We start from the raw sequence: 21,648 nt of genomic DNA, 5'->3' as shown, positions 1-21,648 counted from the left end.
CGGCGTCACCACCAACGACGACGTGTTCGGACCCGCCTGCGGCCAGCTCCCGCAGGGCGACGCACCCGGTTCGCTCGACAACATGGGCCCGCAGCCGGTGGCCAGCGCCGCCGCCACGAACCCGCTGCTCAGCACCCTGGTCTCCGCCGTGACGGCGGTTCCCGGGCTGGCCGACACCCTCAACTCGCAGCAGGCCATCACCGTCTTCGCCCCCTACAACGGGGCGTTCGACCAGGTGAAGACCACGATGGGCGACCAGGCGTTCAACGGCCTGCTGTCCGACCAGCAGCAGCTCGGCGCCATTCTGTCCTACCACGTCGTGCCGAAGCGCTACGACGCCGCGGGCCTCGTCGAGGCGAACAAGCTCACCGAGCTCGCGGGAGGCGACGTCACCATCGGCGGTACCGCCGACGCCCCGACCGTCATCGACGGCAAGGGCAACACCGCCACGGTCCTGTGCGGGAACATCCCGACGTCCAACGCCACCGTTTTCGTGATCGACAAGGTGCTCATGCCGGTCGGCAGACATTTCTGCGCCACCGCGCACATCTCGTGGCCACCGCACACACGTCATGCCGTGTGTGTGGTGGCCAACCGGTGTGCACGGTGGCGTCAGGCCGAGGCCGGGAACCGGTCGATGTTCGCCTCGACCCACGTTCGCAATGCGTTCAGCGGGCGGCACGCGTCGACCCCGAGCGGGGTGAGTTCATATTCGACGTGCAACGGGACCGCCGGGAAGACCGTCCGGGTGACGAGCCCGTGGTCCTCGAGCCGGCGCAGCACCGCGGTGAGCACCTTGGGACTGATGCCCTGCAACCGGTTCTTGATCGCGCCGAACCGCCGGGGACCGTCCTCCAGGGCACCCAGCGCCAGCGCGCTCCACTTGTCGGCCAGCAGGTCCAGCACGGACCGGCAGGGGCAGTTCGCCGCATAGACGTCCCTCGCACCGCATTCCGTCATGCACCCCATCGTAGTACCCCGGGGGAACTACGTTCCCTTGCGGGTTACTACTGTCCCGGAGGTAGCGTCGGGGCATGACGAACACTGCAACCCGTACCCGCGCCGTGGCCTACCGGAACAGCGGGCCGATCGACGCCCCGGATGCGCTGATCGACATCGAGATCGACATCCCGGCGCCCGGTCCGCACGACCTGCTCGTCGAGGTGCGCGCCGTGTCGGTCAACCCCGCCGACGCCAAGGTGCGCGCCGGCGTCGATCCCGGCGGTGAGCCGAAGATCCTCGGGTTCGACGCCGCGGGCGTCGTGGTCGGCACCGGTGCCGCCGTCACATCCTTCTCGGTCGGCGACGAGGTCTACTACGCGGGCTCCATCGCCCGCCCCGGCAGCAACGCCGGTCTCCAGCTCGTCGACGAGCGGATCACCGGGCACAAGCCGAGAATCCTGGACTTCGCCGAGGCGGCAGCGCTCCCGCTCACCGCGATCACGGCGTGGGAGGCCCTCTTCGACCACCTCCGGCTCGGCCCCGACAGCCAGGGCACCCTGCTCGTCATGGCGGGCGCGGGCGGCGTCGGCTCGATGGCCGTGCAGCTGGCCCGCAAGCTCACCGGGGTCACGGTGATCGGCACCGCGTCCCGGCCGGAGTCGAAGAGGTGGGTGCAGGACATGGGCGCCCACCACGTCGTCAACCACCACCACCTGCGCGAGGAGATCCGGGAGGTCGCCCCCGGCGGCGTCGACGCGATCCTCTCGCCCTTCTCCGCGGGCAACGTCGAGACCTACGCCGAGATCCTCCGCCCGCGCGGCGCGGTCGTCGCGATCGACGAGCCCGAGGGCCTGGATACGCTCCCGCTGAAGTCGAAGAGCCAGGCCTGGCACTGGGAGTTCATGTTCACCCGGCCCCTCCACGAGCCGGAGAGCACCTACCAGCGCGAGCTGCTCGACACGGTCGCCCGGCTCGTCGACGACAGGGTGCTGCGCACCACCATCTCCGAACGGCTCGGCCCGCTGAACGCCGAGACGCTGCGCGCCGCACACCGCCGGATGGAGGCCTCGGGGAGCATCGGCAAGATCGTCCTCACGGTGGGCTGACGCCCCCGGCTTCCGCCGCCGACCGCGGTGCACGGCCGTCGCTGATAGAAAGGGACCCATGCCCGCCCCGCACCAGGCCGCTCAGCCGCTGCGCGGACGGGACGCGGAGCTGGGCACGGTGCTGGCCGCGCTGCGTCACGCGCAGAGCGGCCGGTCGGCGCTGGTGGTGGTGCGCGGCGAGCCCGGGATCGGCAAGAGCGCGCTGCTCGACGCGGCGGCCGACCAGGCCACGGCACTCGGGTTCACCGCCGCCGTGGCGGCCGCGCACGAGACCGACGAGCTGAGCCCGCTGGCGTCGCTCGGTCCGGCTCTGCGCTGCAGCCCGGAGCCGGTGCTCGACTCGCAGGAGTTCCTCGACCTGGCACCGCTCACGGCGCAGCCGCTCTGGCTCGTCGAGCACCTGGCCGTGCTGCTGCAGCGCCGGACCGGGTCGACGCCCCTGCTCATCGCGCTCGACGACGCGCAGTGGGCCGACCCGTTGACGGTGTTCGTGCTGCGCATCCTCATCGGAAGGCTCAAGTCCACACCGATCGCGTTTCTGCTCGGCACCCGTCCGGCCGCCGGGGGCCCGGCCGACCAGGTCGTCGGCGGCCTGGAGCGGAGCCGGTGGGTGCGGTGGATCGATCTGACACCGCTGCGCGACGAGGCCGTCCTCGCCGTGGCCGTCGATCACCTGGGACACGCAGCCGGCCCGGAGCTGGCCCAGCGCCTTCTCGGCACGCGCGGCAACCCGTTCCTGGCGGTTGCCCTGCTCCGCGGCCTGATCGGGCCGGACGACGCCGGTGACCACGGCGACGACCTGCCCGCCGGGCTGCTCGACGGCGTCCGCAGGCGCACGGCAGGCACGTCCGAGCGGTGCCGGGCCCTGCTCCGGGCGGCCGGCGTCCTGGGGGTGCAGTCCCGGCTCGACGATCTCGCGCAGCTGCTGGGCGAGCCGGTCACGCAGCTGACCGGCCCCCTCGAAGAGGCCATCGGGCTCGGGCTGCTGACCGACGACGGTGTCACGATCACCTTCCGGCACGAGCTGTTGCGCCGGGCCGTCTACCAGGACATGCCGCCGTCCGTGCGGGCCGTGATGCACCGGTCCGTGGCCGCGCATCTCATCGCCTCGGGGCGCGGACACGCTGCTGCCGCCCCGCACGTCCTCGCGTCGGCGGTGCCCGGCGACGCCACCGCGGTACGGGTCCTGCAACGCGCGGCGAAGGAGCTGCTCGGGACCATGGCCCTCACTGCGGTGACGATCATCCAGCGCGCGTTCGAGCTCGTGGGCGACGACGATCCCGAGCGGGAGCAGCTGGCCCGCGACGTGGTCGCGATCCTGGTCACCGCGCGGCACCACGACGAGGCGGCGGCGTTCGTGGACCGGGTGCTCCGGGATCCGGCGGTGTCGCCCGGGACGGCCGCGGTCACCCAGCTGAGCCTCGCTCCGCACCTGTGGTCGACCGGACGGCTCGACGAGCTCGCCGGGCGCACCCGCGACGCGCGGTTCACCGGGGCCGCTCCCGCGCTCCGCGCCCGGCTCGCCGCCTACGCGGCGCTCGCCACCGGTTCGGACGGCGGCGAGCTCGCCCCCGATCCGGTCGCCCGGTCGCTGCAGCTGGTCGCCCGCGCCGAGCAGGCCGAACGCGCCGACGAGTACGGGGCGGCACGCGGGTACTACGAACGGGCGAGAGCCGCGGCCGAGGAGGGCGCGGGCGAGGCGGGAAGCCTGCCCGCGAGCCGGCTGGAACTGCGCGAGCTGCTGGTCCGCGGCCGTCTCGACGACATCGACGGCGCGCTGGCGCGGCTGGCCGATCTCGACGCCCACGGCGCCGGCTCCGACTCCTGGCAGGCGCCCCAGGTCTCGCTGGTCCGGGCCGTCCTCGAGCTCGGCGCCGGCCGCCTCGACGCCGCGCAGGCTGCCGCGACCGCCGCTCTGAGGCGGTCGGGCGACCTCGGCGACGCCGCTGTCGACCCTCGGCTGTGGCACGTCCTCACCCTGGTCGCGCTCCATCGCGGCGAGCTGTCCGAGGTGCGGTCGCGGATCGCCGACGCCGAACGGCGAGGGGTCCCCGTGCCGGTCGGGCAGGCGCTGCTCGCCCTCGCGGAGGACGCGCCCCACGCCGCCGCCGGGCTCGTGCGGGAGCTCGCTGCGGGGGCGGTGCCGTGGCCGGAGGAACTCCTCGTCGAGGCGGCGTGCGCGGCCCACCGCTACGGCGACGGCGACACCCTGCATGCCGCCGACGACGTGCTGGGCGCGCTCGCGGCGCGCAACCCCGGCGTCGCGAGCATGGCGGGCGCCGCGGCCCTGACGCACGGGCTGGTCATCGGGAAGCCGGCCGGAGCAGTCGACCTGCTGCGGCAGGCTCCGCGTCCGCTGCTGCTGGCCCGCTCCGAGGAGGAGGTCGGACGGGCGGCACTGGACGGGGGCGACCCGTCCAGTGCCGAGTCGCTGCAGCGCGCCCGGGACGGTTTCGCCGCGTGCGGTGCCACAGCCGCAGTGCTGCGGGTCCAGCGGCTGCTGCAGCCATCCGGAGCGCGCCACCCCCGCAGTTCTGCCGGGTCGCGGCCGCGGGCCGCGACCGGCTGGGAGTCGTTGACGACGATGGAGCGCCGCGTCGCGGAGCTGATCTGCGACGGTCACACGAACCGGTCCGCCGCAGCCGAGCTCCACCTGTCCCCCAGCACGATCAACACGCACCTGCGCGCGGTGTTCACCAAGCTGGGCGTGCACTCACGGGTGCAGCTGGCGAAGCTCGTCCTGTCCCGGCAGGACGAGCCCGGAACGGGACCGGCCCGCCACCCCTCGTGACGGGCCGGTGGGCGCGACGCGGTCCTACGACCGTGCGGCCTTCTCGATCTCGTCGGCGACGACCTTCGGGTTCGAGGCGGTCACGGCGTGCGACCCGGGGACCTCGGTGATCGTGGCGCCCACCCGCTTGGCCATGAAGACCTTCGCGGCGGTGGGGATGGCCTTGTCGTCCGTGGAGATCAGCGCGTACTTGCGGATCGGGCCGGGGAGCGCGGCGGTGACCTTGTCGGTGAACGCGGTGGCCAGGATCGGCCGCTGCTGCGCCGCAGCCACGGCCGCGGTGGCGGCGGGGACGTCGCCCGCGAAGACCTCGCGGAAGCTGTCGGCGTTGACGTACAGCTCCGGACTGGCCGGGCTGTCCACCGCGTGCCACGTGTTCGGGCCGAGCAGGCTGCCCGGGAACTGCGAGCTCAGCTGCCCCGCGCTCTCCCCGGGCTGCGGGATGAAGGCGTTGACGTACACGAGTGCCTTCACGTCGGGGGTCGTGGCGAGCCCGTTGACGAGCATCCCGCCGTAGGAGTGCGACACGAGCACCTTCGGACCCTTGATGGCGTCGACGACGCCCTTGAGCTGGTCGGTGTCCGTGGCGACGCCCCGCAGACCGACGGCGGGGGCGATCACGGGGTAGCCGTCGTGCTGCAGCCGCTGGGTGACCCCGCTCCAGGCCGAAGCGTCCTCGAAGGCGCCGTGCAGCAGGACGATGGTCGGCTTCGGCGTGTCGCGGGCCGGCGCGGCCGCAGCCGCGGTCGACGCCGTGAACAGACCGACGGCGGCGGTCGCCGCCAGCGCCACGGCAATGTTCCTGATCTTCATTACTGCTCCTGGGTCCAGTGGTGATGCAGGAGACAGCAAACCCGGACCGACATACGCGGGATATCGCACGAAGACACGAGATCGGGAACTCCCGGCCGGGCGCCGCGAAGCGCCCAGTCGGAGTACCTAGCCCGTTCGTAGGAGATGTGGCCGCACGGACATGACGCGGAGCACGTCAGCTTGACGCCCCCACCCGCGAGTCGCCCGAATTCCGCTCCCGAGTCGCCCCGGGTTCAGAGGCTCGGCAGGGCCAGACCGGTGGCGGGGATCGCCGACATCACCGCGTCGGGCATCGTGCGGTGGAGGCGTTCGAGCCCGATCTGCGCGCGCCGGACCCGTTCGCGCCCCAGCGCGGTGGTGACCTGGTCCAGGTGTGTGCCGCTCGGGTAGATCACCGGGGTGTTGGCCAGCCCGAACTTCAGGTAGACCGGGGCGGCGACCCGCACGATGTCGGCGATCTCGGCGTGCCGGACGAACCCGCCGAGGTCGTTGGGCGACTCGATGTAGACGTCCAGCGGGATGTCGACGGCCGCGCGGACCGCGGCGAGCTCTCCGAGCGTCATGTCGGTGGGGACGTTGTAGGTGTCGGCGCCCAGCCGCTCCGCGAGCCGGATCGCGGCGGGGTTCGACAGCCCCATCTGCACGCTGATCTTGAACTGGAGGTCGGCCGGGAACTCCCCCGCGGCGCGGAGCGACGCCGCGGTCTCCAGCACCCCGAGGTCGGTGACGAGCACGCTGCGCACGCCCGCGTCCACCGCGCGGGCGATGTCCTCCAGCACGTGCACCAACTGCTCGGTGCCGCGGGCCTGCGCACCGAGCGCCGCCCCGCCCGGTGTGTGGGACGCCGCCGACGCCGCACCCCAGCCGGTGAGCGGCCGGGCGAACAGGCTCAGCTCGACCGGCCGCCGGGCCGCCGTCGCCGCCATCCGCTCCAGCTCGGCGTCGGTGAGGAGCAGCGCCCCGCTGCCCTGGGACACCCGGTGCACGGGCACGCCACGGGCGTCGGCCTCGGCCAGCACCGCGTCGAGCACGTCCGGGCCCTCGGTGCTCGGGATCTCCACCCGGCACTGCGCCCCGTCCGGGAAGCGCTTGGCGCTCTCGGGCACGCCGTGGTCGGACCGGGCGAACCCCCGCGCCACCAGTGCCTCGCGGAAAAGCTGCTCCACTGTTCCTCCGATCGCGTTCGGGACCCGGACAGCCGCCACCGAGCAGCTCGCTCCGGCCACGACCGACCACGGTCATCTTCGTCCCGAGGCGGGACGGCGTCGAGCAGTGGGAGCCGCCCTGGGACGGACTACAGGGCTCCGGCCAGGCGGTAGTACGCCTGGTTCCACCGCAGCTCGCGGGCGAAGCGGCGCGGCGTGGTGTCCGCGTCGATCACCACCAGCTCGGTGCGGGCCAGCTCGGAGAGGTCGTCGAGCTCCTCGACGCCGAGCGCGGTGGACAGGACGGTGTGGTGCGGACCGCCCGCCATGATCCAGGTCTCCGCCGACGTGCGGAGGTCCGGCGCGGGCTCCCAGACCGCCCGCGCGACGGGCAGGTTCGGCAGCGGCTCGTCGGCGGGGACGACCTCGATCTCGTTGGCCACCAGCCGGAACCGGTCGCCCATGTCCGACATGCCGACCACGACCCCGGGGCCGGGGGCGGCGTCGAAGACCATCCGCACCGGGTCCTCGCGGCCGCCGATGCCGAGCGGGTGGATCTCCACCCGCGGCGTGGCGGCGGCGACGGTCGGGCAGACCTCCAGCATGTGCGCACCGAGCACCCGCGGGCGTCCCGGGCCGAGGTGGTAGGTGTAGTCCTCCATGAACGAGGTGCCGCCGGGCAGCCCGGACGCGGCCACCTTCAGCGTGCGCAGCAGCATCGCGGTCTTCCAGTCGCCCTCGCCCGCGAAGCCGTAGCCGTCGGCCATCAGGCGCTGCACGGCGAGCCCGGGGAGCTGGCGCAGCGCGCCGAGATCCTCGAAGTTGGTGGTGAACGCCATCGAGCCGGACGCCGCGAGCAGCTCGCGCAGCCCCAGCTCGATCCGGGCCGCGTAGCGCAGCGACTCGTGCCGGTCGCCGCCCGCACGCAGCTCCGGCACCACGTCGTAGCGGTCCTCGTACTCCGCCACGAGCTTGTCGACGTCGGCGTCGAGACTCGCGTGCACGGCCTCGGCGAGGTCGGTGACGGCGTAGCCGTTGACGGTGACGCCCCAGCGCCACTGGGCCTCGGTGCGGTCCCCTTCGGTGACAGCGACGTCCCGCATCGTGTCGCCGAAGCGGGCCAGCCGCAGCGACCGGACCTCGGCCCAGCCCAGCGCCGCCCGGGCCCACGCCCCGACGCGCCGCTGCACCTCGGGATCCTCGACGTGGCCCGCGACGATCTTGCGGACCACCCCGAGCCGCGCCTGGATGTAGCCGAACTCCCGGTCGCCGTGCGCGGCCTGGTTGAGGTTCATGAAGTCCATGTCGATCGTCGCCCACGGCAGCGACCGGTTGGCCTGGGTGTGCAGGTGCAGCAGCGGCTTGCGCAGCGCGTCGAGCCCGGCGATCCACATCCGGGCCGGGGAGAAGGTGTGCATCCACGCGGTGACCCCGACGCAGCGCGGGTCGGCGTTGGCGTCCAGCGTCATCCGGTGGATGCCGTCGGAGCTGGTCAGCACCGGCTTCCAGACGATCCGCACCGGCGCGGCGCCCGAGGCGTCGAGCGCACGGGCGATCTCCTGCGACTGGGCGGCGACCTGGGCGAGGGTGTCCTCGCCGTACAGGCCCTGGCTCCCGGTCAGGAACCAGATCTCGCGGTCCTCGCTCATCGCCGGGCCCCCGTCTGGCCGTACACGTTCTGGTAGCGATCGAACAACGCGTCCACGTCGTCGGGTGGGATCGGGACGAGCGGCCCGAGCTGACGCGCGATGTGCGTGGAACGCGCCACGTCCTCGCACATCACGGCCGCCTTCACCGCGGCCTTCGCGTCGGGACCGATCGAGAACACCCCGTGGTTCTGCATGAGCACGGCGCGGGAGCGGTGGCCCGCCAACGTCTCGACGATGCCGCGGCCGATCGAGTCGTCGCCGATGCGGGCGAACGGGCCGAGCGGGATCGGCCCGCCGAACTCGTCGGCCATCGCCGTCAACGCGCACGGGATCGGCTCGGCGCGCGCCGACCACGCACTGGCGTACGTCGAGTGCGTGTGCACCACTCCCCCGACCTCGGGCATGTGCCGGTACACGTAGGCGTGCGCCGCGGTGTCGCTGGACGGGGAGAGCTCACCGTCCACCAGCTCACCGTCGAGGTCGCAGACGACGATGGCGTCCGCGGTGAGGTCGTCGTAGGACACCCCGCTGGGCTTGATCACGAACAGGTCGTGCCCGGGCACCCGGGCCGAGACGTTGCCCGCCGTCCACACGACGAGCCCGTAGCGCACCAGCTCGCCGTGCAGCGCCGCGACCTGCTCGCGCAGCTCGTCGACGACTTCCTTCGCGGACTCGGGGATCACCGGCCGTCCTTCCCGCTCGTGTTCTTCGTCCTGATGGCTTCCGCGCGCAGGGCGCGCAGGCGGTGCATCACGTCGTTTCCGCCGCCTGCGCCGCGGCGGCCGAAGTGCTCGTGCAGGCGGACGTACTCCGCGTAGAGGTCGTCGTAGGCGCGCGCCCGAGCGGGGTCGGGCCGGTACACGGCCCGGTTGACCTTGCCCATCGCCGCCGCTGCCGCGTGGACGTCCGGGTGCGCCCCGGCGGCGACCGCGGCGTGGATGGCCGAGCCGAGCGCCGGGCCCTGGTCGGAGCCGATCGTGGAGAGCGGGCGGTCGCACACGTCGGCGTAGATCTGCATGAGCAGGGCGTTCTTCAGCAGGCCGCCCGCCACCACCAGCTCGCCGACCGGCACGCCTGCGTGCTCGAACGCCTCGATGATCGTGCGGGTGCCGAAGGCGGTGGCCTCCAGCAGCGCGCGGTAGGTGTCCTCCGGCCGGGTGGCGAGCGTCTGGCCCACCACCAGCCCGGACAGCTCGTGGTCGACCAGCACCGAGCGGTTTCCGGAGTGCCAGTCGAGCGCGACCAGGCCGTGCTCGCCGACGGCCTGGCCGGCCGCCAGCTCGGTGAGCAGGCCGTGCACGTCGAGGCCGCGCTCGGCCGCCTGCTCGTGGTAGCTCGGCGGCACGCTCGTATCGACGAACCAGCCGAAGATGTCGCCGACCCCGCTCTGCCCGGCCTCGTAGCCCCAGAGCCCGGGCAGGATGCCGCCGTCGACGACGCCGCACATCCCCGGCACCTCGCCGAGCCGGTCGGACACCATCACGTGGCACGTCGAGGTGCCCATGATCGCCACCATCTGGCCGGGCTCGACGGCCTGTGCCGCGGGCACCGTCACGTGCGCGTCGACGTTGCCGACGGCCACCGCGATGCCCTCGGGCAGCCCGGTCCACGCGGCAGCCTGCGCCGTGAGCCCGCCCGCGCGGTCGCCGAGCCGGCCGATCGGGTGCTCCAGCTTCGCCTCGACGAAGTCGGCGAACCCGGGGTTCAGGGCGGCGAGATACTCCCGGCCCGGGTAGCGGCCGTCCTGGTGGATGCCCTTGTAGCCGGCGGTGCAGGCGTTGCGCACGTACGTCCCGCACAGCTGCCAGATGATCCAGTCGGCCGCCTCCACCCAGCGCTGCGTGCGGGCGTAGACCTCCGGGTCCTCCTCCAGCAGCTGCAGCGCCTTCGCGAACTCCCACTCCGAGGAGATCCGGCCGCCGTACCGGGCGAGCCACGCCTCGCCGCGGTCCTCGGCGAGTGCGGTGATCCGGTCGGCCTGGGCCTGCGCGGCGTGGTGCTTCCACAGCTTCGGATACGCGTGCGGGCGGCCGGCCAGCTCCGGCAGCTCGCACAGCGGGGTGCCGTCGGCGAGGGTCGGCAGCACCGTGCACGCCGTGAAGTCGGTGCCGATGCCGACCACGTCACGCGGATCCACCCCGGACGCCGCCACGGCCTTCGGCACGGCGGTGCGGAGCACCTCCACCCAGTCCGCCGGCACCTGCAGCGCCCAGTCGGGCGGAAGCACGGCGCCGGTGGCGGGCAGGGTCCGCTCCACCGACCCGTGCGGGTACGGGTGGACGGCGTCGGCGAGCTCCTCCCCGTCCGCCACCCGGACCACCACGGCCCGGCCGGACAAGGTGCCGAAGTCGATGCCCACGGCCACGGCGCGGCGCGGGTCAACGGCGCGCTCCCCGGGACTGCTCACGAAGCCCACTCCTTCTCACGACGGTGTGAACGCTCACATTGTTAGCGCTAACAAGGTTTGTCAAGGGGTCCTTGCTCCGCTGATCAGGTCTCGTCCACCGGCGTCACCCGGCCGGGGGCACCGTGATCGGGGGCGCTCACTCCGCGGCCCGGTTTGGGGCAGCATGCACGCATGCACGACTCGGCGCCCGCCCCCGTCATGACGGACGTGGCGCGGCTGGCGGGGGTCTCCCACCAGACCGTGTCACGCGTCGTCAACGGGTCCCCGCACGTCAGCACGCCCACCCGGAACAAGGTGCTGGCGGCGATGGAGCAGCTCGGCTACCGGCGCAACGCGGTGGCCAGGGCGCTGGCCACGCGCCGGTCCGGGACGCTCGGCGTGATCACCTTCGACACGGTGCTGCACGGCCCGGTCACCACGCTCTACGGCGTCGAGCAGGCCGCGGGCGCCCTCGGGCTGGGGGTGAGCATCGCGGTCGTCGACCGGGTGAGCTCCGACGCGGTGATGCGCGCGCTGACCCGGCTGGAGGACCAGTCCGTCGAGGGCGTCATCGCGCTGGCCACCCAGGAGGACGCCGTCCGGGCCCTCACCGCCGGCCTGCGGGCCCTGCCCGCGATCTTCGTCGGCGGACTGGCCGGGGCCGCGGCGGCCGGCGCGACCGCCGTGGGCACCGACCAGCTCGACGGGGCGCAGGCGGCCACCCGGCACCTGCTCGAGTTCGGCCACCGCACCGTGCACCACCTGGCCGGCCCGCAGGACTGGCTCGACAGCCGCTGGCGCGTCGAGGGCTGGCGAGCCGCGCTGCACGCGGCGGGGGCCCCCGAACCCCCGCTCGTCGAAGGGGACTGGAGCGCCCGGTCCGGCTACTGCGGGATGCGGGCGATGCTCGCCGCCGACCCCGCCCTCACGGCCGTCTTCGCCGCCAACGACCAGATGGCCCTCGGCGCGCTGCGCGCACTCGACGAGGCCGGCCGCCGCGTTCCCGAGGACGTCAGCGTCGTCGGGTTCGACGACGTGCCCGAGGCCGAGTTCTTCCGGCCACCCCTCACCACGGTCCGCCAGCACTTCGCCGAGGCCGGGCAGCGGGCGGTGCACCTCCTGCTCGACCTGATCCGGCCGCAGGAGTCGCCCGCCGACGCCACCCCGCCACCCCTGGTCCCCACGGAGCTGGTGGTGCGCCGCAGCTCGGGCCCCGCAGCCCGATGATCGCCGCGATCAGTCCGGCAACGTCGAGCCCCGGACCACGAGCCGGGTGGTTAGCTCCAGCGCACCGGAGTGCGGCCGGCCGCCCACGGCGTCGAGCAGCATCCGGGCGGCCCGCCTGCCCAGCTCCTCCAGCTCCAGGTCCACAGTGGTCAGTGGCGGCCGGCAGGCCAGTGCCATCACGTCCCAGTTGTCGAAGCCGGTGACGGCGACGTCCTCCGGGATGCGGCTGCCCAGCTCGCGGAGCCGGTCGCAGACACCGCGCGCGATCTGGTCGCTCCCGCAGGAGATCGCGTCCAGGTCCGGGTGGGCGCGCAGCAGCAGGTCGACCGCCTGGCGGCCCCACCGCTCGCTCCACTCCCCGTACAGCGGGGGCCCGCGGAACGCCGCACCGGCCGTCTCGGTGGCCGCGGTCGCCCGCTCGACGGCGCTGCGGTGCCGCTCCGGGCCGGTGACGTGCGTGATCGCGGACCGTCCGACGTCCGTGAGATGCGTGACGGCGGACGCCGCACCGCCCCTGTCGTCGACGAGGACGGACGCGTCCGCCGGGTCCGTCGAGCCGTTGAACGCGTAGACGACGGGAATGGGGACGGCGATCGGCGGCCGCGGCTCGGTGCGGCGGCCGGTGACGATGATGCCGTCGACGCGACGGGCGAGCAGCGTGCGCAGGTAGTGCTGCTCGCGCAGCGGGTCGTCGCGGGTGTCGCACAGCAACAGCGCCATCTCGCCCGCGCTCAGCGCGTCCTCCGCGCCGAGCATGATCGGGATGCTGAACCGGCCGGAACTGTCGGTGGTGACCAGGCCGACCGTGTAGCTGCGTCCGGACGACAGGGCGCGCGCCCGACCGTCGGGGGTGAAGCCGAGCTGCTCCGCGGCGCGCCGCACGCGCTCGCGGGTCTCCCGGCGCAGCTGCCCGGTGTCGTTGAGCGCCTTGGACGCCGTGCCCGGCGAGACGCCGGCCAGTGCGGCGACGTCGGTGATGCGCACGACGGCGCCGGTCCGGCCGGCTGGACTGCTGGTCAGCGGACGGCCCCTTTCCGTTCGTTCCGTGCCGCGCGCAGCTTACCGAGGCGCCGCGGGAAACCCGGAGTCCAAGGGTTGACCCGATCGAGGAGGGCGCCCTACCTTCGGACGGAAAACGAATTCCTCAGTTTCCGTCCGGCTCGACAGCGCGCACAGGAGCGGCATGACGACGACCTCGCCCCGCACCCTCGGCACCGCACGTGGACCCGCCCACCCCACCGACACGGCCAGTGTGCGGTTGCAGCCGATTGGCCTCGGGGAGTCGAGGATCACCGGCGGATTCTGGGCGCAGCGCCAGCGGGCCAACGGCGCAGCGGCCATCCCGCTCGGCCGCAGGCGGCTCGACGAGGCAGGCAACCTGGAGAACCTGCGGATCGCGGCCGGTGTCTCCGCCGGCGAGGTCGTCGGCCCGATCTTCGCCGACTCCGACGTGTACAAGTGGCTCGAGGCGGCGGCCTGGGAGTACGCCCGCAACCCGTCCAACGAGCTGCTCGCCGTGCAGCGGGAGGTCACCGCGGTCGTCGCGGCCGCCCAGGCCGACGACGGCTACCTCAACTCCGTCGTCCAGGTCCGCCACCGCGACCGGGGCCGCTACGCCGACCTGCCGTGGAGCCACGAGCACTACTGCGCCGGGCACCTCATCCAGGCCGCCGTCGCGCAGGTCCGGTGCACCGGCGACACCGCGCTGCTGGACGTCGCGGTGAAGCTCGCCGACCACCTCGCCGCCACGTTCGGCGAGGACCGCCGCCACGACGTCGACGGCCACCCGGTGATCGAGACCGCACTCGTGGAGCTGTACCGCGAGACGGGCGAGGTCCGTCACCTGGAGCTGGCGCGCTACTTCGTGGAGGCACGCGGCCACGGCCTGATCGCCGCCTACGGGCAGGAGCCCACCTACTTCTCCGACCGCGTCCCGGTCCGCGAGGCCACCACGGTGGAGGGGCATGCGGTCCGCGCGGTCTACCTCGCGGCGGGGGCCGCCGACGTGGCGGCCGAGCTGGGCGACGGCGAGCTGCTGGGTGCGCTGCGCAGGCAGTTCGACGACATGATCGCCACCAAGACCTACGTCACCGGCGGCCTGGGGTCGCGCTGGGACCGCGAGTCCTTCGGCGACCCGTACGAGCTGCCGACCGACCGCGCCTACGCGGAGACGTGCGCCGCGATCGGCGGGGTGCAGTGGGCGTGGCGCATGCTGCTCGCCACCGGCGACGCCCTCTACGCCGACGCGATCGAGCGCATGCTGTTCAACGGGTTCCTCGGCGGGATCTCGCTGGCCGGCGCCGAGTTCTTCTACGTCAACCCGCTGCAGCTGCGCGGCGGCGCCCACGCCGACGAGAACCGCTCCCCCGCCCACGGCCGCCGCGGCTGGTTCGACTGCGCGTGCTGCCCGCCCAACGTGATGCGCACCCTCGCCAGCCTCGACGGGTACGTCGCCACGCGCGACGCCAGGGGCGTCCAGCTGCACCAGTACGCGCCCGGCACGGTGACCAGCGGCGACATCGAGCTGGTGGTCGAGACCGAGTACCCGTGGGACGGCCTGGTGCGGGTGCGGGTGGTCGCCGCGCCGGGCCGGTTCGCGCTGTCGCTGCGCGTGCCGGGGTGGGCGGGGGGCGCCACCGTCACCGCAGGCGGCACGACCCAGGAGGTCCGGCCCGGCTACGCGCGCCTGGAGCAGGACTGGACCCCGGGCGACGTCGTGGAGCTGCGGCTGCCGATGGACGTGCGCACCACCGTCGCGCACCCCCGGGTCGACGCGGTGCGCGGGTGCGTCGCCGTCGAACGAGGGCCGCTGGTCTACGCGGCGGAGCAGGCCGACCACACCGCACCCGTCGACGACCTGCACATCGACCCGGCCGCCCCCGCGGCGAGCGAGCACCGGCCCGACCTGCTGGGCGGCGTCACCGTCGTCACCACGCGGGGCCGTACCGACGCCGACGGCGAGCTCGACCTGACCCTCGTCCCGTACTACGCGTGGGCCAACCGAGGTGCCGGTCCGATGCGGGTCTGGATTCCCACGATCTGACCCATCCCGCCGTCTGCGACACGACCCACTACCGGTGGGGCCGGCCGCCCGGGAGAAGGTGCCCTCCCTCGTGGAGCAGGAGGGGATCGTCGTCATCGACTACGGAACCATCCATCGCGCGTGGTCGGCACGTCCCCGTTAATGACACCTCGGTACCGGATGATGATCGACCGGCACGATTCGGGCGCGCACCACTTCACAGTGGTGGGTAACGCGCCTACCGTCCCCCAGACGGTTCCGAGAACCCGGCGAGATCGTTCCGAAATGCCAGACGCGGGCGTTCTGATCACGAAACAGCTGCGGCGGCAGAACCGTACAGGAAACGCACGGATCCAGTGAGATCACCATTTCCGGTAACGAGGAGCCCACAATGGACCCGACCTTCTACAGGACCGCAGCCGACGCCGCAGCTGCCCCCGCGGAGGAGCTCGCGTACGTGGTCGCCTTCGACCGTGGCGCCACGACGAGCGACGCGATGACCGTGGTCGGCCTCGACCCGGAGTCGGACGACTACGGCGAGGTGATCGGCTGGACCGACATGCCCGCGGTGGGCGACGAGTTGCACCACTTCGGCTGGAACGCCTGCAGCAGCGCGCTCAAGCACGAGGGCCACGACATGGACGGGCTCGCGCGCCGCTACCTGCTCGTGCCCGGCCTGCGGTCGTCCAGCATCTACGTCCTCGACACCGGTCCTGACCCCCGCAAACCGACACTGGTGAAGACCATCGACGGCAAGGAGCTCGCGGCCAAGGCCGGCTACTCCCGTCCGCACACCCTGCACTGCGGCCCCGACGGGGTGTTCCTCACCTGCCTCGGTGGGCCTCCGGGCAACGACGACGGCCCGGGCGGCATCGCGCTGCTCGACCACGAGACCTTCGACGTCCTGCGCGCCTGGGAGACCGACCGCGGGCCCCAGCATTTCCACTACGACGCGTGGTGGCACCTCAACCAGAACGTGCTGATCTCCAGCGAGTGGGGCAGCCCCTCGATGATCGAGAACGGGGTCGTGCCCGAGCTGCTGCTGGGCCAGAAGTACGGCCACCACCTGCATTTCTGGGACCTGGCCACCGGCCGTCACCAGCAGAGCGTCGATCTGGGCGCCCAGCACCAGATGGTGCTGGAGGTCCGCCCCTCCCACGACCCGGAGGCCACCTGGGGATTCGTCGGGGTGGTGATCTCCACCGACGACCTCTCGGCCTCGGTGTGGCGCTGGCACCGCGACGGCGGGCAGTGGACGATCGAGAAGGTCATCTCCATCCCGGCCGAACCCGCCGACCCCGACCTGTTGCCGCCGGCACTGAAGCCCTTCGGCGCGGTGCCGCCGCTGGTCACCGACATCGATCTCTCCGTCGACGACCACTTCCTCTACGTCTCCTGTTGGGGCACCGGCGAGATGAAGCAGTTCGACGTCAGCGACCCCGCCCGCCCGCGGCAGACCGGGTCGGTGCGGCTCGGTGGCATCGTCGGGCGCACCCCCCACCCCGCTCGGCCGGACCTGCCGCTGGCCGGCGCCCCGCAGATGGTCGAGGTGAGCCGCGACGGGCGCCGCGTCTACTTCACCAACTCCCTCTACGGCGCGTGGGACGACCAGTTCTACCCCGGCGGCGTCGGCGCCTGGATGGCCAAGCTCGACGCCGACCCGGACGGCGGCCTCAGCATCGACGAGAGCTTCTTCCCCCACGGCGACGACTTCCGCGGCCTGCGCGTGCACCAGATCCGGCTGCAGGGCGGCGACGCGTCGTCGGACTCCTACTGCTACCGCTGACCACCCGCTACCCGGTGGACGTCCAGATCCGCAGGGGTCCGATCGGGGTGCAGCCGTGCCGGAGCGCCGCGTCCAGCCCAGGGCCGTGTTCGTAGCCGACCACCGGTAGACCCGGGACGTACCGATCCACGGCGGCCAGGGCTCCCGCCCACGCCCGGTCGATGTCGTCGTCCACGTCGAAGACGTTGGACAGCCCGACGACCTCGGCGCTGCGGTGCGCGACCGCGCCGGAGACGATCCGGGTGCCGAGGTGACCGGCGAGGACGAGCACGGTGGGCTCATCGAGCAGCCCGGCGCGGAACACGCCTCTCGGTCCGGAGTCGCCCGCCCATGCGGCCTCCCACGCCGGCAGCATCTCGGGAGTACGCACGGCGTCCCACCGGACGGCCTGCGGAGCCCCGGCTACCGGACGGTCCCCGGCCCGGCGCACCCATTGAGCCTCGATGAGCACCTCGAAGCCCGCGGAGGTGAGATCCAGGCACGCGAAGCTGTCCTTGACCGACGCGCCCGGGGACGAGGTGTCGATCCGGGCCAGCACCTCGCGGGCGGACGCCGCGGCGGTGAGGGTCACCCCGTCCGGGTACAGGGGCGGCGTCCGGCGCGGGTTCGTCCATGCGTCGGAGCGGAACTCGCCCGCAACCCCGTGCGAGCGGCACACCGCGTCGCACCACTCGGCGTTCTCGCGGGCGGCCTCCCGGACATGCCGTACGCGGTCGGCTGCCGTCGAGGTCATCTGTGCACGGACCACGACCCGGCGGGTTCGACGTGCAGGACCTGGGCGAGCCCGGCGTCGTCGAACGCCCCGACCACGCGGTCGAGCCCTTCGCTGAAGTGCGCCCAGCCCTCGTAGTGGGCGGGCACGACGACGGGCGCACCGAGCACGGCGGCGACCGCCGCCGCCCGCTCGGCGGTCAGCGTGAGCGGCCGCCCGCGTTCCCGCTGCGGCACCCGGGCCGCGCCGATGAACAGCACCGCCACGTCGACGGACCCCACGCGCCGGGCAATCTCTGCCACTGCGGCGACCGACGCGTTGTCGCCGCTGACGTACACCGTAGGGAGCCCGTCGCCCGTCAGGACGAAGCCGGTGACCTCGCAGTTGACGTTCCCGTCCTCGTCGCGGTCACCGTCGGCCGGACCGTGCACGGCGGGCACCGCCTGGACGGTCAGGTCCCCCGCACCGTCGGGGCGGGCGAGGGTGATCGACGCCCAGGGCTCCAGCCCGGTGGCGGGGGGCCCGAGACGGCGCGCGGCCTGCGGCCCGCACACGACGAGCGGGGCCGCGAGCGCGAAGGCCCGCCCCCGCTCGTCGAGGTTGTCGGGGTGAACGTCATGGCTGACCAGCACCGCGTCGACGCTGCCCAGGTCGGATTCCTCGACCGCAGGCCCGCGCAGCTTGGTGAGGTATCGCTGCTCGCCGGGCGGGTCGAAGGTCGGGTCGGCCACGAGCCGCAGGCCGCCGATGTCGATGACGGTGGTCGGTCCGCCGACGACCCCGATACCGAGATCCCGCCGCTCAACGGTGATGGTTTCGCTCACGGGGTTCCATCATGCTCGATCGCCACGCGCATGGGCAGGGTCGCGGCCAGCAGCCGTGCCACCGCGAGCGCACGGCCACCGGACCGCCCGTCGCCGGCGTCCCACACCTCCGACAGCATCGCGGCGACGAAGCCCCAGCGGGTGACGCGCTCGAGGGGCAGGCCGAGCCCGTCGGCCAACTGCTCGACGCGGCGCGGCACCAGCGCCAGCAGGGTGGGGTCGCGGCGGCCGGGATCGGGGTTGTAGAGCAGCGGGCCGGTGTCGAACCCCGGGTCGCCCGCATAGCCGTGCGGGTCGATGGCGAGCCAGCCCTCCTGGCCGGACCGCAGGATGTTGTCGTGGTGCAGATCGCCGTGCAGCACGACCCGGCGCGGCGCCGAGGCGCACAGCTCGTCGAACAGGGTCAGGGCGGCGACCACGAGCCCCCGCGGCAACGGGTCGTCGCCGGGGTATCGGGCGAGATGGCCGACGAAGCCGCGGCGCAGCGTGTGCAGGTCGAGCAGGCCTGCCTCGGGCACCGGCGCGGCGTGCAGCCGTCGGAGCACGCCGATCGCCACGGCCGTCGCATCCTCGTCGCTGCCGGGGACGAGGTCGCGGGCCATAGTGCCCGGCTCGGCCCGCTCCAGGAGCAGCGCGCCCCGTGCCGCGTCGTGCGCGAGCAGGCGCACCGCGCCGTCGCCGCCGTAGGCTGCGAGGGCCGCCGCCTCCTGGGCCAGGTGCCCCGGCCCCGGCGGCCCGAGCTTCAGCACGGCGAGCGTCCCGTCGGCACGGCGGGCGCGTGCGACCCAGTTGTAGCTCAGGGAGTAGATCTCCCCGACCTCGACTCCCCAGTCGCGGCGGACCGCGTCCAGCACATCGGGCAGCTCGGCGAGCCAGCGGCGGCCCTCGTCGCCCCATGCGTGCACCGCGTTCTCGGCGAGCACCCGCGGCACGTCGATCACCGGCTCACCCTTCCAGGACGGGCACGCGGCCGCACCCGCCTTTTCCGGGTGCGGGTGCGCGCTTAAGCGGCGAGGTGCAGGAGTGGTTTTCGGCGGGGTCTTCGTTGCGGGTCGATCCAGGCGGTGGGATCAGCTCGGGCAACCCGTCGCGGATCCGGACTTCCCACTCGGAATGGTGCTGCAGCCGGTGACACGCCCGGCACAACATCACGCAGTTGTGCAGGGCCGTGTCACCACCGTCCTGCCAAGCCTTGATGTGGTGGACCTCGCACCACGACGGCGGCCGACCACACCCGGCGCACCCCCGGTCACGCGCGGCGATCGCGCGGCGCAGACCATCAGGAATCGTGCGGGTGACCCGACCGACATCGAGCGGCTGACCCTTCCCGTTCAACACCACCGGCACGACCGCGGCGTCACAGGCCAGCATCCGCAACGACTCCGGCGACAACGTGCCACCGAAGTCCAAACACGCGGCGCGGGCCCGGTTCTCCAGGTCCTCCAGCCGCACCAACACATTCAGGTGCGGGCGCCGCCCACCGCACTCGGGCACATCACCATGGTCGAGCACATACCCACACACATCGGCCAGCGCGTCGGCCTGACGTTGCGCGAGGCTGCGCTGCTCATCGCCAGTGGCGGGCCGGGCGTGGGCGTCGACCACGGTGGCAATGGCATCGAACATCGCCGCGTCATCGAACCGGCCCTTCAGCGCGCCGCCCGCCTTCCCGCGGTGACGCACCAGGTGCAGCTCGTTGACCGGGGCGGGCGGCCGGTCATCGGGCTCGGGCCCGTCCTCGTCGAGGGCCTCGACCAGCGCGGTACCCCAGGCCTGCAGCTCCGACGGCGTATAGACCGCGGCTTTCTCGGCGAGCTGGGCTTCCGCACCGGCCCACACCTCGGGCGTGAGCCGCTCCGCGGCCGGGCTCGCCAACACCCGGGCGATCACCGCGACGTGCCGCAGACCCGTGGCGCCGGCGGCGAACACCTCGGCGGTGGAGGCCAACCGGGCGGGCAGCGGAGTGCCGTCTAGCCCGACCCGGGGGCACACCTGTTCGGCGGCGACCACCCGGGTGCGGGCCTCGAACCGCTCCCAGCCGAGCAGATCCCCCAACGCCGCCGGCGTCGACGTGTAGCCCCGCTCGGCGAACGTGCCCCGCCGCTCCAAAGTCGACACGGTGGCAACGACGACCCGGTCCAGCCGCCGGCTCGTGCCCTCGCACAGGGTGAGCACAGACAGCAGCTCGTCATCGGTAGCGGAGTCGGTGGCGGCGGGCAGCGCGTCGATCGCCTCGACCAGGAGGCGATGGGCGGTGGTGAGCGGGCTGTCCGACACCCCTTCATCATACTCGAACACATGTTCGAACTGATGTCCTTCGTCGCAGGTCAACGGCCATTCGGCGATGGCTTCCGGCTCCGCCTCTGCCCCGCCGCCGGTGACAACATCGTCGCCTGCGCGGCGCTCGTTTGATCGACGCAAGTCGCAGGCACCCGCGAACCCCGCCCAGCTCGTCAGAGGAATGATCAGCAGTACCTGTGAATCATCGGCCAGCCATACACAGGACTGCACGACCCGACGATCGACCTGTCCGCGGTTGTCGGTGGGCGCGGTGCCGGCTCGCGACGGCCGGGACCTGAGCGGCGGGTACAACGGCTCCCCTCGCGGCCTCCCCCACAGCGTTCACGTGGATGACGAGCCGTGCACCGACAGCCTGCACGCGGAAGAGACTGCGCTGCTCAACGCGGCCTACCACGGGGTCTCGTCGCGCGGGACGGCGTTGTACTGCACGCATTCCCCGTGCAAGGCCTGCACCGGCCGGATCATCAACGTCGCTGTGGTGGCCGTCGTCTACGCGCTGCCGTACCGCTCGGATGCGGGGCTCGCACGACTGGCTGTGGCCGGGGTGCTGGTCGAGAAGTTGCAAGAAGCGGGCTGCCTTCCGACCGAAGCATGATCACTCTGAGCAGCGGGGCCTCTACAGGCTGTTTGTAACAGCGGTCCGGATTGTCCCGATGGTCCTCCCGCGCGACCCCGAATCGCGCAGGATCGTTCCCCGACCCAGTGAGGCCCAACTCCATGCGCATCCGCAACATCACAGTTGCCGCCGTCCTCGCGGCCGGCGCCGCGCTCCCCTTCGCCGGTATCGCGAACGCCCAGCAGCCCGACCGCGACTGCTCCGACTTCGCCAGCCAGGCCGAGGCCCAGGCCGCGTTCGACTCCCGGCCCGGCGACCCCGAACGCCTCGACGCCGACGGCAACGGCATCGCCTGCGAGAGCGAGTTCGACGAGGCCACCACCAGCCC

Annotated in this window: 18 protein-coding genes and 1 pseudogene; 8 read left to right on the top strand and 11 right to left on the bottom strand. The window is 73.1% G+C overall.

Annotated features, from left to right (window positions below):
* Window positions 1-517, top strand: a pseudogene (locus HF577_RS29110) (fasciclin domain-containing protein); the annotation flags it as partial.
* A gap of 95 nt (window positions 518-612) precedes the next feature.
* Here HF577_RS29110 and HF577_RS29105 read toward each other — a convergent pair.
* Window positions 613-960, bottom strand: coding sequence for a winged helix-turn-helix transcriptional regulator (locus HF577_RS29105; protein ID WP_211175007.1), 348 nt, complete (start codon window positions 958-960; stop codon window positions 613-615).
* 74 nt (window positions 961-1,034) lie between these two features.
* Between HF577_RS29105 and HF577_RS29100 the strand changes: the two genes are divergently transcribed.
* Together HF577_RS29100 and HF577_RS29095 are read left to right on the top strand one after the other, a co-directional pair.
* Complete coding sequence (locus HF577_RS29100) at window positions 1,035-2,048, top strand: zinc-binding alcohol dehydrogenase family protein (RefSeq protein WP_169399179.1); 1,014 nt, start codon at window positions 1,035-1,037, stop codon at window positions 2,046-2,048.
* Between the two features lie 58 nt (window positions 2,049-2,106).
* Entirely contained in the window at window positions 2,107-4,839 is a 2,733-nt protein-coding gene (locus HF577_RS29095; protein WP_169399178.1) for an ATP-binding protein, read from the top strand.
* 24 nt (window positions 4,840-4,863) lie between these two features.
* Here HF577_RS29095 and HF577_RS29090 read toward each other — a convergent pair whose 3' ends face one another.
* The 5 genes from HF577_RS29090 to araB all read right to left on the bottom strand — a co-directional run bounded on the left by HF577_RS29090 (window position 4,864) and on the right by araB (window position 10,853).
* Entirely contained in the window at window positions 4,864-5,652 is a 789-nt protein-coding gene (locus HF577_RS29090) for an alpha/beta hydrolase (protein WP_169399177.1), read from the bottom strand.
* A 233-nt stretch (window positions 5,653-5,885) separates the two neighbouring features.
* On the bottom strand, window positions 5,886-6,818 hold the full coding sequence (locus HF577_RS29085) for a U32 family peptidase (protein ID WP_407692249.1): 933 nt from the start codon (window positions 6,816-6,818) through the stop codon (window positions 5,886-5,888).
* Between the two features lie 128 nt (window positions 6,819-6,946).
* Complete coding sequence (gene araA, locus HF577_RS29080) at window positions 6,947-8,446, bottom strand: L-arabinose isomerase (protein WP_169399176.1); 1,500 nt, start codon at window positions 8,444-8,446, stop codon at window positions 6,947-6,949.
* Window positions 8,443-9,129, bottom strand: a complete 687-nt coding sequence (locus HF577_RS29075; protein ID WP_169399175.1) for an L-ribulose-5-phosphate 4-epimerase — start codon at window positions 9,127-9,129, stop codon at window positions 8,443-8,445. Before HF577_RS29075 ends, araA begins: the two co-directional genes overlap by 4 nt.
* Window positions 9,126-10,853, bottom strand: a complete 1,728-nt coding sequence (araB, locus tag HF577_RS29070; RefSeq protein ID WP_312859442.1) for a ribulokinase — start codon at window positions 10,851-10,853, stop codon at window positions 9,126-9,128. The genes HF577_RS29075 and araB overlap by 4 nt, the downstream gene beginning before the upstream one ends.
* Before the next feature lie 171 nt (window positions 10,854-11,024).
* On the opposite strand from araB, the gene HF577_RS29065 reads away from it, so the two are divergent.
* Window positions 11,025-12,059, top strand: a complete 1,035-nt coding sequence (locus HF577_RS29065) for a LacI family DNA-binding transcriptional regulator (RefSeq protein ID WP_169399174.1) — start codon at window positions 11,025-11,027, stop codon at window positions 12,057-12,059.
* Between the two features lie 9 nt (window positions 12,060-12,068).
* On the opposite strand, the gene HF577_RS29060 is transcribed toward HF577_RS29065, so the two are convergent.
* The gene (locus HF577_RS29060; RefSeq protein WP_312859441.1) at window positions 12,069-13,043 is read right to left on the bottom strand and encodes a LacI family DNA-binding transcriptional regulator; all 975 of its coding nucleotides are present in this window, start codon (window positions 13,041-13,043) and stop codon (window positions 12,069-12,071) included.
* Between the two features lie 199 nt (window positions 13,044-13,242).
* Between HF577_RS29060 and HF577_RS29055 the strand changes: the two genes are divergently transcribed.
* Together HF577_RS29055 and HF577_RS29050 are read left to right on the top strand one after the other, a co-directional pair.
* Window positions 13,243-15,102 (top strand): glycoside hydrolase family 127 protein, encoded by a 1,860-nt coding sequence (locus HF577_RS29055; protein ID WP_169399173.1) that lies wholly within the window; start codon window positions 13,243-13,245, stop codon window positions 15,100-15,102.
* Between the two features lie 370 nt (window positions 15,103-15,472).
* A complete protein-coding gene (locus tag HF577_RS29050; RefSeq protein ID WP_169399172.1) occupies window positions 15,473-16,867 on the top strand; it encodes a selenium-binding protein SBP56-related protein in 1,395 nt (464 codons plus the stop codon).
* A gap of 7 nt (window positions 16,868-16,874) precedes the next feature.
* On the opposite strand, the gene HF577_RS29045 is transcribed toward HF577_RS29050, so the two are convergent.
* From HF577_RS29045 to HF577_RS29030, 4 genes are read right to left on the bottom strand one after another with little or no spacing between them, the layout of a single operon-like run.
* Complete coding sequence (locus HF577_RS29045; protein ID WP_169399171.1) at window positions 16,875-17,600, bottom strand: hypothetical protein; 726 nt, start codon at window positions 17,598-17,600, stop codon at window positions 16,875-16,877.
* On the bottom strand, window positions 17,597-18,403 hold the full coding sequence (locus HF577_RS29040) for an MBL fold metallo-hydrolase (protein ID WP_312859440.1): 807 nt from the start codon (window positions 18,401-18,403) through the stop codon (window positions 17,597-17,599). Before HF577_RS29040 ends, HF577_RS29045 begins: the two co-directional genes overlap by 4 nt.
* Window positions 18,400-19,344, bottom strand: coding sequence for an aminoglycoside phosphotransferase family protein (locus tag HF577_RS29035; RefSeq protein WP_169399170.1), 945 nt, complete (start codon window positions 19,342-19,344; stop codon window positions 18,400-18,402). The genes HF577_RS29040 and HF577_RS29035 overlap by 4 nt, the downstream gene beginning before the upstream one ends.
* A 4-nt stretch (window positions 19,345-19,348) precedes the next feature.
* Complete coding sequence (locus HF577_RS29030) at window positions 19,349-20,914, bottom strand: HNH endonuclease signature motif containing protein (protein WP_169399169.1); 1,566 nt, start codon at window positions 20,912-20,914, stop codon at window positions 19,349-19,351.
* Here HF577_RS29030 and HF577_RS29025 point away from each other — a divergent pair.
* Together HF577_RS29025 and HF577_RS29020 are read left to right on the top strand one after the other, a co-directional pair.
* Window positions 20,865-21,299, top strand: a complete 435-nt coding sequence (locus HF577_RS29025; RefSeq protein WP_169399168.1) for a deoxycytidylate deaminase — start codon at window positions 20,865-20,867, stop codon at window positions 21,297-21,299. The genes HF577_RS29030 and HF577_RS29025 overlap by 50 nt on opposite strands.
* Window positions 21,300-21,421: 122 nt before the next feature.
* Window positions 21,422-21,648: excalibur calcium-binding domain-containing protein (locus HF577_RS29020; protein ID WP_169399167.1), on the top strand; the 227-nt coding region annotated here is incomplete at its 3' end.

The sequence above is a fragment of the Pseudonocardia xinjiangensis genome (assembly GCF_012911925.1).
GTDB lineage: Bacteria > Actinomycetota > Actinomycetes > Mycobacteriales > Pseudonocardiaceae > Pseudonocardia > Pseudonocardia xinjiangensis.
Note: the sequence above shows the minus strand (reverse complement) of the source record. Positions and strands in the feature narration are given on the sequence as shown.

Bases quoted from the DNA above. Each gene is read 5' to 3' on its own strand.
- HF577_RS29045 (WP_169399171.1), bottom strand. From the start codon at position 17,600: ATGACCTCGACGGCAGCCGACCGCGTACGGCATGTCCGGGAGGCCGCC.
- HF577_RS29050 (WP_169399172.1), top strand. From the start codon at position 15,473: ATGGACCCGACCTTCTACAGGACCGCAGCCGACGCCGCAGCTGCCCCC.
- HF577_RS29025 (WP_169399168.1), top strand. From the start codon at position 20,865: ATGATCAGCAGTACCTGTGAATCATCGGCCAGCCATACACAGGACTGC.
- HF577_RS29095 (WP_169399178.1), top strand. From the start codon at position 2,107: ATGCCCGCCCCGCACCAGGCCGCTCAGCCGCTGCGCGGACGGGACGCG.
- HF577_RS29090 (WP_169399177.1), bottom strand. From the start codon at position 5,652: ATGAAGATCAGGAACATTGCCGTGGCGCTGGCGGCGACCGCCGCCGTC.
- HF577_RS29055 (WP_169399173.1), top strand. From the start codon at position 13,243: ATGACGACGACCTCGCCCCGCACCCTCGGCACCGCACGTGGACCCGCC.
- araA (WP_169399176.1), bottom strand. From the start codon at position 8,446: ATGAGCGAGGACCGCGAGATCTGGTTCCTGACCGGGAGCCAGGGCCTG.
- HF577_RS29100 (WP_169399179.1), top strand. From the start codon at position 1,035: ATGACGAACACTGCAACCCGTACCCGCGCCGTGGCCTACCGGAACAGC.
- HF577_RS29105 (WP_211175007.1), bottom strand. From the start codon at position 960: ATGACGGAATGCGGTGCGAGGGACGTCTATGCGGCGAACTGCCCCTGC.
- HF577_RS29065 (WP_169399174.1), top strand. From the start codon at position 11,025: ATGCACGACTCGGCGCCCGCCCCCGTCATGACGGACGTGGCGCGGCTG.